Raw genomic sequence first — 13959 nt, 5'->3', positions numbered from 1 at the left:
TATGGTATCAGAATATCTTAAACAAAATACAGCAGACTATCACGATGCAGCCGAAAAGCTTTTTAATTCTGAAAAAATTTTTAATAAAACCTTCACTTTAGAAGATTATAGAAAGATCATCCATACCAATTATCTGATGCTTCTTCACAGTGAAGATAAAATATTCAACAGCCTTTCCGGCAAGTATGCTGATAAGCTTCAGCTTGCTGAAAGAAAAAAACTTCCTCTAATAGAAAAGGATCTTGAAAGCCTTTCTCTGGACAATCAGACAGCATCCCACGATCTTGAATTTGATACAGAGCATGAAGCTTTGGGAGCGATGTATGTGATTGAAGGGTCTACATTGGGGGGAAATGTAATTGCGAAACAGCTTTCTAAAACAGATGGTTTTGATGCGGTGACTTTTAACTTCTTTGGATGCTATCAGGAGAATACGGGACCGATGTGGAAGAACTTTAAGGAGGTTCTGGATACTGAAGTTTCAGAGGAAAAGTATGGAGAAGTGCTGTCTGGCGCGAAAAAACTATACTCATTTTTGCTGAACGTCAACTAATTTCTTTTAATTATAATAAATTTCCTGAAAAATTGCGCATTTTTTCAGGATTTATTAAATTTGGGAAGTTTCAAATTTAAATAGTAACTAAACAATAAATAATTTAAAAAGTAACAATATGAAAGTAACTGTAGTAGGTGCAGGCGCTGTAGGAGCAAGCTGTGCGGAATACATCGCGATGAAGAACTTCTGTTCAGAAGTAGTTTTGGTAGACATTAAAGAAGGATTTGCTGAAGGTAAGGCAATGGATTTGATGCAAACGGCATCGCTTAACGGGTTCGATACAAAAATTACCGGAACAACAGGAGATTACAGCAAAACTGCAGGTTCTCATGTAGCAGTAATCACTTCAGGGATTCCAAGAAAACCTGGAATGACAAGAGAAGAATTAATCGGTATCAATGCTGGTATCGTGAAAGAAGTTACTGAAAACTTAGTAAAACATTCTCCGGAAGTAATCATCATTGTGGTTTCTAACCCAATGGATACTATGGCTTATTTAGTACACAAAACTTCAGGTCTTCCTAAGCACAAAATCATCGGAATGGGTGGTGCATTAGACTCTGCAAGATTCAAATACAGATTGGCTGAAGCATTAGAAGCTCCAATTTCTGATGTTGACGGTATGGTAATCGCTGCTCACAGTGATACAGGAATGCTTCCATTATTGAGCAAAGCTACAAGAAACGGGGTTCCAGTAACTGAGTTCTTAAGCGAAGACCAACAAAAATATGTAATCGAAGAAACTAAAGTAGGAGGTGCTACCCTTACTAAATTATTAGGTACTTCTGCCTGGTATGCGCCAGGTGCAGCTGTTTCTGTAATGGTTCAGGCTATTGCTTGTGACCAAAAGAAAATGATCCCTTGTTCATTAATGCTTGATGGAGAATACGGTCAAAATGATATCTGCCTAGGAGTTCCGGCTATCATCGGAGCAAACGGAGTAGAATCAATCGTAAACGTAACGTTGACTGCTGAAGAGCAATTAAAATTCGCTGAAGCTGCTAATGCAGTAAGAGAAGTGAATGGAGATCTTAAATTCTAATTTACTGAATTTTATATAGGAAAGCCGCGCCCGAAGGGCGCGGCTTTCTGTTTATTGTGAAGGTTTCATATTTTCTGGTGCGAGCATGTTGATCGTGCAGCAATTGGAATGATTGAAGGATCTTATTTATTTTTATTTACAAACTCCCATACACTATTAATAAACTCGCTGTTTTTTTCATAATATAAAAGATGTCCACCATTAATAGAAACCACTTCCTGTTTTGGAAATTGAAATGTTTGATAATGCCTTGTTCCTACAGCTTTATCTTTTTTTCCTGTGATAATTAATACAGGTAATTTGATCTCTTTCGTAAGAGGAATATAGTTTTTATAATATTCCGGAAATTCTTTAGGTTTTGAAATAACCGCCATTCCAAAATCAATGATCCTGGGATGAAGAGAATCTACTATGTCCATTTGTTTAATGGTTTCTATATCATCTGTAAGAAATTTATAGCCAATACGTTTTTTTCTCAATAAACTACTGACTTTTGAAATTTCTGACTGAAGGCTGTCTTTAGGAATGTCTTTGACAGGGGTATGGAGTAGTTCATTCCCATATTCAATCTGTTCTTTTACAGATTCATCATTCAGGAAATGGAGCGTGACATTGGTAAGGATAAGCCCTTTGGTATACTGCGGATATTTTTTTGCATAACCTGTTGCAATGATTCCTCCAAAAGAATGAGCCAGCAGAAAGATTTTTTTCAATTTGAGATATTGCCTAAGTTCTTCAATATCCTGAATCATTTTATCAAGATGATAATTTTCAGAAGTCCCGGATTCGCCGGATCCGCGCTGGTCCATATAAATCATCTGCATGTTTTTTTCCAGATTGTTTCCGCCCATCAGTTCAAAAGACGGATATCCCTGGCCAGGTCCTCCCGGAACATAGATGCAGGCTTCTCCTTTTCCGGAGATTTTATATTTGATCTTTACATGATCCGAAGTTTCATAAAAACCATCAGACTGATGATTCTGAGCTGAAAAGACAGTCAGAGAAACGGAAAAAAAGAGTAGGAGAGCAACTGTTTTCATATTATTATAACAATCGTGAAGGAGTGTTTATTACTAAGTACAAAAATTATTTTCCTTTCACCATATTTTCCCTGCTGATTATTTTTTTAAGATAATCCAGAATTGGAAATACAATATGTGTATAGAAATAAATAGATTGATCTTTACAATTGTATATTCATACAGAACACGGCTATCTTTTTCTGTTAAAATTGATTTTTAAAGATTTTACAACCCATACTAACTTCCAGTTCCCTGCTGCTTTATCAATAAAAATCATAATACAAGCTCCACTCTCCAGTTTGTTTATTCTTAGCAAACATAAAACTTCCACTGTCAATCACATTCAGTTGAGCTTTGTTATCTGAGGAAATCTGAAAAACAAATTCAAAGCCTTCTCCAAAACCCTCTTTAAAGCCAATGCCCGGCTGGCAGAATGAAGGATAACCACCCAATTTAGTACTGTAACAGTGCTTAATGATGTCAAAATAGCTGTTGAAATGTCCTTCTCTTTCAAGTTTAACAATTTCAGAGATTAAGTTGTAATCTATATCCTCAATTCCGCCACCATCCCATAAAGGAGCATCTTTAGGATATAATTCGGAACGTAATGGAAATGGTTTTAAATAAGAGACCGGACTTCGTAAATCTTTGATGACAATATTTTCCAGATTGTCATATTCCCGGATGGCCCAATTATCGCCCATTTTTTCAAAAGTTTCCGGAAAATCCTGGGAGATAAATACGGTAATTAACTTTTTGTCTTTTATCAGTTCCGGGATAAAAGGCTGGTTGGGAAGATAAAACTGGATAAGCGGCATCATTGGGTCACCATTTTTATCCAAAGGAATTTCTTCATCTTCAGCATAGGCAAATACCCGTCCGATCCATGATTCTTCCAAAACATTCATAGGTCTGAAACCACCGGTGAAAAATTCTGTGGCAGGCCTTTCTATTTTATCTTTAATTTCCTGAATTCTATTATCTGTTTTTTCCATAAGCTTTAGTCTTGGTTTTCTTTAAAATCATCCATCATCAAATTGTGATACTCATTGTATTCAGCTTTTTCTTCCTCTGTAAATGCATCGAGTTCCAGTGTCAGATTTTTGGCTTCTAAAGTGAAAATTCGTTGATTATGCTGGGCAAAAGCAAAACATCCTAGATATGAAATTCCACCGTCTTTTAATTCTCTTATTTTCTTACTCAGCTCCTGTTGGTTTAGAACTCCACAAGAAAGGGCAGCTTCTTTTATTTCGGCAATAGTCATTGTGATTGATGTTTATTCAAAGATAGAAAATTGAATAATGATAAAGAAATTAATGAATAATGGGGCTGAACTTTAAATCTCAGCAATTTTAACAAATAATCTGGGATAGTTGCCCACCAAACCATTTTCATCAACTACAATATCTGATTTGAAATCAGTCTGCAGGTTGTCATAATGATAAGTGTGTTTGTCAATTTTTGTGTATTGTTGAGTGACAGGCTTTATCAGGTTATTCAGAATGTCAATATAAATGACTTTGATTTCCTGAGAATCATTTTCAGCCAATTGAAGATTGTTGATCGGTAAGGTATTTGTAAAAGGAGTCAAAGAAATATCAATGAAGGGAAACCCTTTGAAATCAGGATTGATTACATTGTTGATCTCCCATTCATCCTGCAGTTTTCGACCTGTCAATTTATTTTTAACGGTGTTGACTTCAGATTCGATGATAAATTCCAGGATATTCCAGTTAAGGTCGATGATTAGTTGGTAATCTACTGTATACATCTTACCTTCATAGGAACCAATAATTCTTGATTCTACAATAAAGTTCTTATCATCTTCTGTAAGGTTGAAATACTCCAGAGATTGGAAAGCGATTCCTTGCCAGATCAATGTTTTCATTTTATTTTGGATTGGATGTAGTGTTGATTTTAGATTCTTTGGTAAAAAATTCCTGTTATTTGGAGATTCTTCTTTTCCTGATTCTGCTTAAAGTTTCCCTCGTTACCCCAAGGAACGATGCTAATTGGGTAAGAGGGATCCGTTGCAACATTTCAGGATGTTTCTTTTCGAGATATTCCAGTCTTTCCTGAGCAGAATACAGTTTAAAAAGATTGGCGAACTCTTCCTGTTTGTAAGCAATTTTCCGGATACAGTGACGGCCCAATGACTCTATTTCAATGTATTGTGCTGCAATTTTAAAGAGTATTTCTTTATTAAAAACAACAACGTGTAATTCCTCACTGGCAACCATATTGAATTCTGAAGGTTTTCCGCTTCCGAAACTGCTGATATTGGTTGCGATTTCATTCTCAAAGAAGAATTCGGTGTTTTTTATAACAGCATTTATTTCGTAATAGCTTTTGCAAAACCCCGTATTAATATAAAATAATGATTTACAAATTTCTCCCTCCTGAAGAAGCAGTTCATTTTTTCTATATACTTTTTCTGAAAGAGCAGTTTGAAGTAAAGTCCAGCTTTCATCAGAAAATGAAGTAAGAGAGCGGATGTATTTCAGAAGGTTTTGCATTGCTGTTGTATTTATCATATTCTGCTTTATTCTTTGTTTTCCAATTTTGAAAAGCCTCCACATCTCCCATTTGGAATATATAATGGTTGTATGCATTGAATAGATGGTTGTCTTCCATTGTTTTATGGTAACCAATCAGTACATTAGGATAAGTTTTATAATCTTTGGTATAGAATTCCTTTAGAAATTCCTTTCATTCCAGCTTCATAAATTTCCAGTGCAGCAGCTAATTTATTTTCAAATTCAAATATTACGCCCTTTTCAAGATGTAGTTTTCTGGAGTTTGGAAATTTTTTTAACCCTTCATCATATTTTTCCTCATCAATTAACTTTATTGCATCATGAATTTCTTTACATTTAAATGTTTTCTGTGCATTAAGCAATTGGGGAGCTGACAAAATCGCTAAAATAAAGAATGCACGTAGCATAGAATTCTGGTATTAGTTTATTAATAACAAAGATGCATTTTTTTGCAGGCTATACAAAAAAAGAGCGGTGAAAACCGCTCTGAATTATTTAAAATCTGACTTTTAATAAACGCATCCGCATCCAGTTTCTCCTTCCTGACAGAAACGCATAGGTTCATGGCAAGGAAAACCACCGCCTCCAGGGCCTCCACCTCCAGGATTGCCTCCACCTCCAGTAGATCTGTAACAAGTGTCACCACTGCAGTAATAAGATCCAAAAGTTGGTGGGCAATAGCCGTCTAAACAAACTGCATAAGCAGTGTCACCACCACTGATCAATACCAATTGACTTCTTTTTAGTTTTTTTAAATTTTTCATAGTAACTGATGTTTAATTTGTTGATTACTAATATCTAAAAAAAATAATACACCAGCAAGGGTTTAATTCTGATTTAACGATTTTGTTGATGAAATTTGCCAACTTTGTTTGTCATTCTATTAATTAAAAATAAATTGCAAAAGATTAATTAATCGCTGCATTATGAAAAAGATACTTTTCACTTTGTTTTTTACTCCTGTTGTATTGTATGCCCAAGAAACGATTCGTCAGGATCCTGAAATTATCAACCAGGTTTCGCAGGTAAGTACAGACTCTCTCAAAAGTCATATCAATTACTTGGTGGGTTTTGGAACTAGGCATACTATGAGTTCTGCAACGGATCCGAAAAGAGGAATAGGAGCTGCAAGAAAATGGGTGTTGAAAAAGTTTAATGATTATGCGAAAAATACGGGTGGAAGAATGGAAGTATTTATGCAAAACCAAACGCTTCAGCCGGATGGAAAAAGAATTGACCGTCCTACCGATTTAGGAAATGTTATTGCCATTATCCGTGGCACAAATCCTAATGATAAAAGACTATTTATGATGAGTGGACATTTGGATTCGCGGGTGAGTGATGTCATGAATATAAAAGACAATGCTCCGGGAGCCAATGATGACGGAAGTGGAGTGGCAGCACTTATAGAAAGCGCAAGAATATTGAGTAGATCTAAGTTTCCGGCAAGTATTGTACTGGTTGCTTTTTCCGGGGAAGAACAAGGATTATTAGGTTCAAAAATGCTGGCTGAGAAAGCGGTTAGTGAAGGTTGGCAACTGGAAGCCTTATTGAATAATGATATGATCTCCAATAATTTCAGTAGTGATACTCATTTAATAAATACCCATCAATTAAGAATTTTTTCTGAAGGTTTACCTTATTACGAATTGGATGAAAAAGCGTTGGATATCAGAAAGTTCGGATTGGAAAATGATGGTAAATCAAGACAGTTGGCAAGATATATTAAAGAAATAGGAGAGCGTTATGTTGATCATCTTCAGGTCAAACTCATCTATAGAAATGACCGATTTCTGAGAGGTGGAGATCATACACCGTTTGTTGAAAAAGGTTTTTCTGCTGTACGGCTGACTGAGTTTAACGAAAATTTCGATCATCAACATCAGGACATCAGAAAAGAAAATGGATTACAGTATGGAGACCTGCCGGAGTTTATGGATTTTGAATATTTTAAAAAGAATGTAGGCGTAAATATTGCAGTTTTGGCCAATCTTGCAAAAGCCCCTTCACAGCCTGAAAATGTAAAAATAGAAGTCAGTAAGCTTACCAACTTTACAGATCTTTCCTGGGAAAGACCTCAATCAGGGGAAATAGCAGGATACTATGTGTTAATACGTGAGACCGACGCCTCTATGTGGCAGAAAAAAATCTTTACCAGAGAGAACTCAATCAAGTTGTCTTATTCTAAAGATAATTATTTCTTTGCGGTACAGGCAGTCAATGCAACCGGGAATGAGAGTCTGATTGTTTTACCAAAAATAAAATAAAATATTAACAGAAGCGGGCTTGGCCCGCTTTCATCATTAATCAACTATCTATTGGCTTTAGCCAAAACCTAACGTATTTATCTGTTATTCTATATCCAAGGTCATAAAAAAAGCAATTTCTTCAGAATTATCATATAATCTGGTATTCACTCCGGTGATGTTGAATCCCATTCTTCTGTAAAACTGTATGGCAGGATAGTTGGTGTTCTGGGTTTCCAGCTCAACCACCCGACAGTTCAGCTTTCTGGCTTCTTTGATGGCACTTTTAATCAACATGATACCGATTCCCTGTCTTCTGTATTGTTCATTGATCAGGATGTTTTCAATGTAAAAGCTATTGTTCCAGGTTCTGTGTTCGCAGATGATCCAGCCTTGAAGTTCTTCATCAGCAAAAGCTCCGAAAGAAGAGTCTTTTTCAATGAGGGTATTGAGTTCATTAATATCATCGGAATCGATTTCCCAGACTTTAGTGTAGGAATTTTTTTTTTCTCTTAAGTTAAACTCAAAAGAACTATTGAATTCTATTGAAGAAACAGAATAGATGATGTCTGTAGAATATCCATTGTTTCCCCAATTCAAACTGGGGTTAGAAGTTAGCCTTTGTAGTTTTTTTATTTCCACGGATGATAATTTTATTGAATTTCAGTACAGATTTCTACGAGATAATTATTAGGATCTTTAATGTAAGCCGTCTTTTGTCCCCAAGGTTTTACGGTAATATCCTCATACAAAACGGCTCCGTTTTTTATTGCTTTTTCAACCAGGGCTTCCACATTGTCAGTTACAAACCCAAGTTCAATTCCAAAGGGTTTAGCTTCTGTTTTTGAAAGTAGAAATCCTTTTTTGATATTGGATGCAGCTAATACAACTGAAGCAAAAGACAGAGTGGTTTCTCCTGTAATCAGTTCTCCATAGTCTTTTTCCGGAGTGATGAATTTGATCTCAGCATCAAAAGTGTTTTGGTAGAAATTCATAGCTGATTCTACATCTTCTACATACAAAATGACATATTTAAACTTAATCATATTATTAGATTTAGGGATTTTTTGAATTAAAATTGTTTTATTTTTTACTTAGAATATATTCCTCATCTATCATCAATTCAACATGAGGTCCATTTTGAGGATAATATTTTAGACCCTCAAGGTGACCGAAATAAACCTGATATTTTTGAGTAAGCTGCCTTACCTTATTTCCAAATGAATTGAGATTAACTGTTTGAAGAGCAACTGTTTTCTGGCGGCCATTGGTAAAGAAAAGCATTAAGTTGCAGTGATTATTAAAATGATGATCCTTATAATAGAATACATTGAGGTTTTCTTCACGGCAGATAGAACCCAAATCATTAATGAAGAATTCTTTATTATTTAAAGGCAGGTTACAATCAATTCTTATAGAAAGAGTTTCAGCATTATTTTTTTTTAAATCTGAACCTACAATCTGTATAAAACGGTGCTCATTATTTTCAAAGTTTTCTCTTTCTACATGATAGGTTTTAGTAAAAAGTGATTTAAATGGAATAATGGAATCCAATATTATAGCATTTTCACGAACCAAAAGAACTTCTATTTCAAGCGCAAACTGAAAATAAAAATCAAAAAGCTGATAATCTCCAATACTGATGATGAGCTGATTTTCATTGATGTTAAGATGTAAAAAAGCTTTTTTAAACCGGGATTTCAGTTCTTCCAGTTTTCCAATGAAATCATCTGGGTGATCAACCTGTACTCTTACTACCAATTCTGCGGCATTATCTGCATGACCGCCACATCCCTCGAAAAACTTAAAAAACTTGAAATGATATAGATCTTCAGGGAATTTAAAGTACCAGTATACTCCTAAAATCATAGTGAATGGGTTGAGGAATTGAATAAAGATCAAATTTAAATAAAAATTCACGTTCTAAAACATTCAAAACCCCTAAATTTGTGATCAATAAAATTTTACTTGGATGCTTAGGAACATTTCAATTGCGGCAGCTACTTTTTTGTCCGTAGTTACAATCAATGCGCAGAAGAACAGAAATTCTCAACTGGAAAGGCCCAAATTAGTAGTGGGTCTGGTAGTAGACCAGATGCGTTGGGATTATTTATACCGTTTTTATAACAAATATGGAAATGACGGTTTCAAAAGACTTTTGAATACAGGATATTCTTTAAATAATGTACACATTCCTTATGTTCCTACCATTACTGCTTTGGGACATACTTGTATCTATACGGGATCGGTACCAGCCATTCACGGAATTGCCGGAAATGACTGGACAGATAAAGAAACAGGGAAAGGAGTATACTGTACTGCAGATGACAGCGTTCAGCCGGTAGGAACAACCAATACAAAAACCGGAAGCCATTCTCCGAAAAACCTTTGGTCTACAACGGTAACAGATGAATTGAGATTGGCAACAAATTTCCAGGGGAAAGTAATCGGGGTTTCTCTAAAAGACAGAGCTTCCATTCTTCCTGCAGGACACACGCCAAACGGAGCTTTCTGGTTTGACGACAGTACCGGGAACTTTATCACCAGTACATGGTATATGAATGATCTTCCTCAATGGGTAAAATCATTCAACTCTCAGAATTTACCGGAAAAATTGGTAGCCAACGGTTGGAATACTTTACTTCCGATCAATCAATATACAGAAAGTGCACCGGACAATTCTCCTTGGGAAGGATTATTAGGCAGCGCAAAAACACCTACATTCCCTTATAGTGATCTTGCAAAAGATTATCAGACCAAAAAAGACAATATCCGTTATACACCGTTCGGAAATACGCTGACATTAAAATTGGCTGAAGCTTCTGTAGACGGAGAGAAATTGGGTGGTGATAATATTACAGACTTTTTAGCTATCAATTTGGCTTCTACAGATTATGCCGGACATAAATTTGGACCAAACTCTATTGAAGTGGAAGATGTTTATATAAGATTAGATCAGGATTTAGCACAATTCTTCAATTATCTGGATTCAAAAGTAGGAAAAGGAGAGTATACGGTTTTCCTTTCTGCTGACCACGGTGGAGCCCATTCTGTAGGATTCTTAAAAGAGCATAAAATTCCGACAGGTTTCTTTGGAGAAGGTGCTGAAAAGAACCTTAACCAAAAGCTGAAAGATAAATTCGGAGCTGATAAATTGATTAACGCAATTGATAATTACCAGATCTATTTTGACAGAAAAGTATTGGCAGACAGCAAGCTTGAACTGGATGATGTAAGAAACTTTGCTGTAAAAGAGCTGGAAAAAGATCCTACTGTTTTATATGCTGTTTCTGTAGACAAAGTTGCTGAAGCAAGTATTCCGGAACCAATCAAACAAAGAATTATCAACGGAATCAACAGACAGAGAAGTGGTGATATCCAATTGATCTCTCACGATTCTATGCTTCCGCCATATTCTAAAACAGGAACTACCCACAGCGTATGGAACTCTTATGATTCACACATTCCATTGATCTTTATGGGATGGGGAGTGAAACAGGGAGAAAGTAATAAAGCTTATCACATGACAGATATTGCACCTACAGTTTCTTCATTACTGAGAATTCAGTTCCCAAGTGGAAATGTTGGAAATCCAATTACAGAAGTTATAGGTCAGTAAACTGAATAACATAAACAAAAGAACATTCCATTTTTGGAATGTTCTTTTGTTTTCATAAAACTCAAGAATTCCTGATAATCTGTTGGATTTCCTTTTGAAACCTTTTGTTCTGTTTTCTTATTTTTAGAATAAAATAGAGTAGAATAGGGATAAGGATTCCTGCAATAGCAAAGGATAGAATCTTCATATAATGATACCGGGATTCCATTTTTTGACTTTTGATGATTGTTTCTTTATTATGATTATCAATAACCTGATTAATGGATGACAGCTCATTTTGTTTCCTTTTGAAGCGCATTTCAAAATATTTCTTATTATACAGCTGGTATAAATTCTGTTGTCCCATTGCCAGATAATTATCTGCCATTTCTTTGTAAATACCTTCATTCAGAATAATATCCCCCGTATTTTTGCTGAGGTTTTCAGCTTTTATCAAAAGGTCCAATGCCGTTTGGTTTTCATGTTTCTGTTTATGTACTTCAGATATTCCTTTTAATGCAAATGCTTCCAGGCTCTTTGCATGATTTCTTCCGGCGTAGTTTATTGCCTGTAAAAATGAATGTTCTGCCTTGTCAATCTGGTTAAGATTTAGATAGCAGTAGCCAATATTGTAATAGACCACACTCATATTGGAATACGTTGTTTTCTTTACAGGCACTTTCTCAAAGTTTTCTATGGAGATCAGAAACTTTTCCAGAGCAATTTCAGAATTGGACTGACTTTTATAAATCATTCCTCTTATGGCATAGATGGTAGCTGTTTCAATATATTTTTCAGGTGTTTTCTCAGTAATTTTCGCCAGATATTGATCTGCCTCGTTCAATGTTTCAAGGCTTTTGCTGAAAAGTTCCATTTGCTGATACTGGATAGCAACGGCTACGAGGACACCTACCTGGCTTTTGGTGTCATTCGTTTTCTGAGAAAGTTCTTTGGCTTTTAAAATGTATTTTAAAGATTCATCAAAATTCCTTTTGGCTACATTGGCGGTGGAAAGGAGCATATAAATTTCAATAGACGTTTTGAGATCACTGTCTTTTTTCAGTAGCTGCTTTCCAATTTGAATCGCTTTATCAGGATTGTCATAGATTTCCAGCTTGGCTTTTTTTAACAGAGAACTATCCGAAGTGTTTTGACCGTTTATAAAAATATAGGAAAAAAGGATCAACGAGAAAATTTTCAATCTTAGTTTCATGATACTTTATTTTTACTGATTTCCTGAATGTAAGCGTTAGGAGACATTCCGGTAACGGATTTGAAAACGGTTGTGAAGGCACTATGTGAAGAAAAACCTGAATATTCAGCCAGATAACTGACTTTATAATTGAGAAAGGTAGGTTCTGTTCTTAATAGTTGAGCAATATGATTGATTCTTAATTTGTTAATGTAACCATTGAAGTTTTTTTCCTTATTGGTATTGATGACCTCCGAAAGGTATTTGGTATTGACTTCCAATTGGGAAGAAAGCAAAGAAAGTGACATGTTTTTATTCAGATATCGGTCAGATTGTTCAAATTCTTTGAGTTTTTGAAGGATTTCTTCCTCTTTTTCCTTTGAAATTTTATGAGAGTTCTTTTCAGCATCCGCTGTATTTTTTATTATGGAAGTAGATGGTGATATTGTTTGTTCCTTTCGGGTACTCTGTTTTTCAAAGAAATCAAATTGCTTTTTTAGGTCTCTATTTTTGCTTTTAATGATTAAAAAATAGATGAACAAACCAATGACGATGAATAATATGACCAGAGTGGAAGACCAGAAAGATGTTAAATAAGTTTGCTTCTGAAATTCAAGTGTTTTATTCTGATTCGTTTCTACCAGTTTTACAATATACCGTATTCCTTCTCTTGTATTGGAGTCTGTTTTTATTCTTAAATCATTATAGTATTTGTTATATTGATGGTATTTCATATCATCATGAAGAGCAAAATAGGTTCGGGACAACGATTCGTAGATTTTGATTTTTAAATTGTTAAAAGGAAGGTCTTCAATCAACGACAGTCCTTGTTCCAGTTTTTGGGCAGACATTTTATAATCCTGTATCAAAAAATAGTACCGCGATAAGTTTTCATAAGCTAAGCTGAGTAAAAATGGTTGGTTTTGCTGTTGCTCAAGGTCAGAAATGATACTTTCTATCAGGTTTTTATACTCAATCAGGTTATTTTCTTTCATCAAATAAGAAGAGCGGAAAATCCTATTTTCTGTTTGTATGATTTTATTCTCATCATCAGTATTACTGATGTACTGATCACTTTTGTCAAGATTTTTTAACGCATTCGGATAATCCCTGTTAATGCCCAGATTTAAAGCCTGTAGCTGATAGAGTTTGGCTGTGGTGATCCTGAATTTTGGATGATTGCTTTTCAGAAGTTTCTGATCTGATAAGAGGCTGGCAATGATTTTTTTTGATTGATTATATAAACCCAGATTCTGATACTGGTCTGCAAGATTATAGTTACCAAAAACCTGCATGAAATAAGAAAGATTTTGATCCTGATCTTCTTTTTGAGAAAAACTATTGACAGACTGCATATAGTCTCCCTTCATAGCAAATGCCTGTGAAATGATATTTTGAAGAATAATCTTATGCTCTATATCCTGATCGCTTACCAGAATTCCTTGGGTATAACTTATACAGTCGTCAGGATTCTGATATAGTTTCTGGAATGCCTTATCTGTTATAATATTAAAATCAGGACCGGTCTGCCCTTTGGCAATAAAGGAAGAGAATGCGAAGATCAGCAGAAAAATCCATCTGCTATTTTCAAACATTTTTCTGAATAACAATTTGTTTTTCATGTTTCTTTCAATAATCCTCCTGAAATAAGTCTTCAAAACGACATTTGTTTAAGTGTTTGGTTACTAGGTTTTTAAAATTATGATTCTTTTGAAATTCACGAATTGTGAAAGCCTATTTCTTTTGTTTGAGTAAATATAATATTA

Annotated in this window: 16 protein-coding genes; 4 read left to right on the top strand and 12 right to left on the bottom strand. The window is 35.0% G+C overall.

The genetic code is table 11. The annotated features are described in order from the left end of the window. The first annotated feature begins 1 nt into the window (after nucleotide 1). Together M2372_RS04650 and M2372_RS04645 are read left to right on the top strand one after the other, a co-directional pair. The gene (locus tag M2372_RS04650) at nucleotides 2-553 is read left to right on the top strand and encodes a biliverdin-producing heme oxygenase (RefSeq protein WP_123318164.1); all 552 of its coding nucleotides are present in this window, start codon (nucleotides 2-4) and stop codon (nucleotides 551-553) included. Nucleotides 554-671: 118 nt separating this feature from the next. Further along, nucleotides 672-1598 carry a malate dehydrogenase gene (locus M2372_RS04645; RefSeq protein ID WP_115969387.1) on the top strand — a complete coding sequence of 309 codons (927 nt, stop codon included), beginning with the start codon at nucleotides 672-674 and terminating at the stop codon, nucleotides 1596-1598. A 122-nt stretch (nucleotides 1599-1720) separates the two neighbouring features. On the opposite strand, the gene M2372_RS04640 is transcribed toward M2372_RS04645, so the two are convergent. The 7 genes from M2372_RS04640 to M2372_RS04610 all read right to left on the bottom strand — a co-directional run bounded on the left by M2372_RS04640 (nucleotide 1721) and on the right by M2372_RS04610 (nucleotide 5921). Beyond that, nucleotides 1721-2638: an alpha/beta fold hydrolase gene (locus M2372_RS04640; RefSeq protein WP_123318165.1), complete on the bottom strand. Its 918-nt coding sequence runs from the start codon at nucleotides 2636-2638 to the stop codon at nucleotides 1721-1723. 245 nt (nucleotides 2639-2883) lie between these two features. Continuing rightward, the gene (locus M2372_RS04635; RefSeq protein WP_123318166.1) at nucleotides 2884-3615 is read right to left on the bottom strand and encodes a DUF1963 domain-containing protein; all 732 of its coding nucleotides are present in this window, start codon (nucleotides 3613-3615) and stop codon (nucleotides 2884-2886) included. Between the two features lie 5 nt (nucleotides 3616-3620). Continuing rightward, nucleotides 3621-3884, bottom strand: coding sequence for a hypothetical protein (locus tag M2372_RS04630; RefSeq protein ID WP_123318167.1), 264 nt, complete (start codon nucleotides 3882-3884; stop codon nucleotides 3621-3623). Nucleotides 3885-3956: 72 nt separating this feature from the next. Beyond that, complete coding sequence (locus M2372_RS04625) at nucleotides 3957-4508, bottom strand: putative glycolipid-binding domain-containing protein (RefSeq protein ID WP_123318168.1); 552 nt, start codon at nucleotides 4506-4508, stop codon at nucleotides 3957-3959. Nucleotides 4509-4563: 55 nt separating this feature from the next. After that, nucleotides 4564-5154: a Crp/Fnr family transcriptional regulator gene (locus M2372_RS04620; protein ID WP_228455628.1), complete on the bottom strand. Its 591-nt coding sequence runs from the start codon at nucleotides 5152-5154 to the stop codon at nucleotides 4564-4566. A gap of 137 nt (nucleotides 5155-5291) precedes the next feature. Further along, complete coding sequence (locus tag M2372_RS04615; RefSeq protein WP_123318169.1) at nucleotides 5292-5564, bottom strand: hypothetical protein; 273 nt, start codon at nucleotides 5562-5564, stop codon at nucleotides 5292-5294. 102 nt (nucleotides 5565-5666) lie between these two features. Continuing rightward, complete coding sequence (locus tag M2372_RS04610; RefSeq protein ID WP_123318170.1) at nucleotides 5667-5921, bottom strand: hypothetical protein; 255 nt, start codon at nucleotides 5919-5921, stop codon at nucleotides 5667-5669. Between the two features lie 162 nt (nucleotides 5922-6083). On the opposite strand from M2372_RS04610, the gene M2372_RS04605 reads away from it, so the two are divergent. After that, the gene (locus M2372_RS04605; RefSeq protein WP_123318171.1) at nucleotides 6084-7424 is read left to right on the top strand and encodes a M28 family metallopeptidase; all 1341 of its coding nucleotides are present in this window, start codon (nucleotides 6084-6086) and stop codon (nucleotides 7422-7424) included. An 84-nt stretch (nucleotides 7425-7508) separates the two neighbouring features. Here M2372_RS04605 and M2372_RS04600 read toward each other — a convergent pair whose 3' ends face one another. The 3 genes from M2372_RS04600 to M2372_RS04590 are packed head-to-tail and all read right to left on the bottom strand — an operon-like array spanning nucleotide 7509 to nucleotide 9272. Beyond that, nucleotides 7509-8045 (bottom strand): N-acetyltransferase, encoded by a 537-nt coding sequence (locus tag M2372_RS04600; RefSeq protein ID WP_123318172.1) that lies wholly within the window; start codon nucleotides 8043-8045, stop codon nucleotides 7509-7511. 11 nt (nucleotides 8046-8056) lie between these two features. Next, nucleotides 8057-8449 (bottom strand): VOC family protein, encoded by a 393-nt coding sequence (locus tag M2372_RS04595; RefSeq protein ID WP_115969401.1) that lies wholly within the window; start codon nucleotides 8447-8449, stop codon nucleotides 8057-8059. 37 nt (nucleotides 8450-8486) lie between these two features. Beyond that, on the bottom strand, nucleotides 8487-9272 hold the full coding sequence (locus M2372_RS04590; RefSeq protein ID WP_123318173.1) for a hypothetical protein: 786 nt from the start codon (nucleotides 9270-9272) through the stop codon (nucleotides 8487-8489). A gap of 103 nt (nucleotides 9273-9375) precedes the next feature. On the opposite strand from M2372_RS04590, the gene pafA reads away from it, so the two are divergent. Then, a complete protein-coding gene (gene pafA, locus M2372_RS04585; protein WP_123318174.1) occupies nucleotides 9376-11022 on the top strand; it encodes an alkaline phosphatase PafA in 1647 nt (548 codons plus the stop codon). Nucleotides 11023-11083: 61 nt separating this feature from the next. On the opposite strand, the gene M2372_RS04580 is transcribed toward pafA, so the two are convergent. Further along, nucleotides 11084-12214 carry a lipopolysaccharide assembly protein LapB gene (locus M2372_RS04580; protein ID WP_123318175.1) on the bottom strand — a complete coding sequence of 377 codons (1131 nt, stop codon included), beginning with the start codon at nucleotides 12212-12214 and terminating at the stop codon, nucleotides 11084-11086. Continuing rightward, nucleotides 12211-13815: a helix-turn-helix domain-containing protein gene (locus M2372_RS04575; RefSeq protein WP_123318176.1), complete on the bottom strand. Its 1605-nt coding sequence runs from the start codon at nucleotides 13813-13815 to the stop codon at nucleotides 12211-12213. The genes M2372_RS04580 and M2372_RS04575 overlap by 4 nt, the downstream gene beginning before the upstream one ends. Nucleotides 13816-13959: the final 144 nt, after the last annotated feature.

Source organism: Chryseobacterium sp. BIGb0232 (genome assembly GCF_024810195.1).
Taxonomy (GTDB): Bacteria; Bacteroidota; Bacteroidia; order Flavobacteriales; family Weeksellaceae; genus Chryseobacterium; species Chryseobacterium pennae.
This window is presented reverse-complemented; position numbering and strand designations above follow the sequence as displayed.

Excerpts from the sequence above, each read along its gene's own strand:
- M2372_RS04650 (WP_123318164.1), top strand. The coding sequence starts at position 2 with ATGGTATCAGAATATCTTAAACAAAATACAGCAGACTATCACGATGCA.
- M2372_RS04645 (WP_115969387.1), top strand. The coding sequence starts at position 672 with ATGAAAGTAACTGTAGTAGGTGCAGGCGCTGTAGGAGCAAGCTGTGCG.
- M2372_RS04640 (WP_123318165.1), bottom strand. The coding sequence starts at position 2,638 with ATGAAAACAGTTGCTCTCCTACTCTTTTTTTCCGTTTCTCTGACTGTC.
- M2372_RS04635 (WP_123318166.1), bottom strand. The coding sequence starts at position 3,615 with ATGGAAAAAACAGATAATAGAATTCAGGAAATTAAAGATAAAATAGAA.
- M2372_RS04630 (WP_123318167.1), bottom strand. The coding sequence starts at position 3,884 with ATGACTATTGCCGAAATAAAAGAAGCTGCCCTTTCTTGTGGAGTTCTA.
- M2372_RS04625 (WP_123318168.1), bottom strand. The coding sequence starts at position 4,508 with ATGAAAACATTGATCTGGCAAGGAATCGCTTTCCAATCTCTGGAGTAT.
- M2372_RS04620 (WP_228455628.1), bottom strand. The coding sequence starts at position 5,154 with ATGATAAATACAACAGCAATGCAAAACCTTCTGAAATACATCCGCTCT.
- M2372_RS04615 (WP_123318169.1), bottom strand. The coding sequence starts at position 5,564 with ATGCTACGTGCATTCTTTATTTTAGCGATTTTGTCAGCTCCCCAATTG.
- M2372_RS04610 (WP_123318170.1), bottom strand. The coding sequence starts at position 5,921 with ATGAAAAATTTAAAAAAACTAAAAAGAAGTCAATTGGTATTGATCAGT.
- M2372_RS04605 (WP_123318171.1), top strand. The coding sequence starts at position 6,084 with ATGAAAAAGATACTTTTCACTTTGTTTTTTACTCCTGTTGTATTGTAT.
- M2372_RS04595 (WP_115969401.1), bottom strand. The coding sequence starts at position 8,449 with ATGATTAAGTTTAAATATGTCATTTTGTATGTAGAAGATGTAGAATCA.
- M2372_RS04590 (WP_123318173.1), bottom strand. The coding sequence starts at position 9,272 with ATGATTTTAGGAGTATACTGGTACTTTAAATTCCCTGAAGATCTATAT.
- pafA (WP_123318174.1), top strand. The coding sequence starts at position 9,376 with ATGCTTAGGAACATTTCAATTGCGGCAGCTACTTTTTTGTCCGTAGTT.
- M2372_RS04580 (WP_123318175.1), bottom strand. The coding sequence starts at position 12,214 with ATGAAACTAAGATTGAAAATTTTCTCGTTGATCCTTTTTTCCTATATT.
- M2372_RS04575 (WP_123318176.1), bottom strand. The coding sequence starts at position 13,815 with ATGAAAAACAAATTGTTATTCAGAAAAATGTTTGAAAATAGCAGATGG.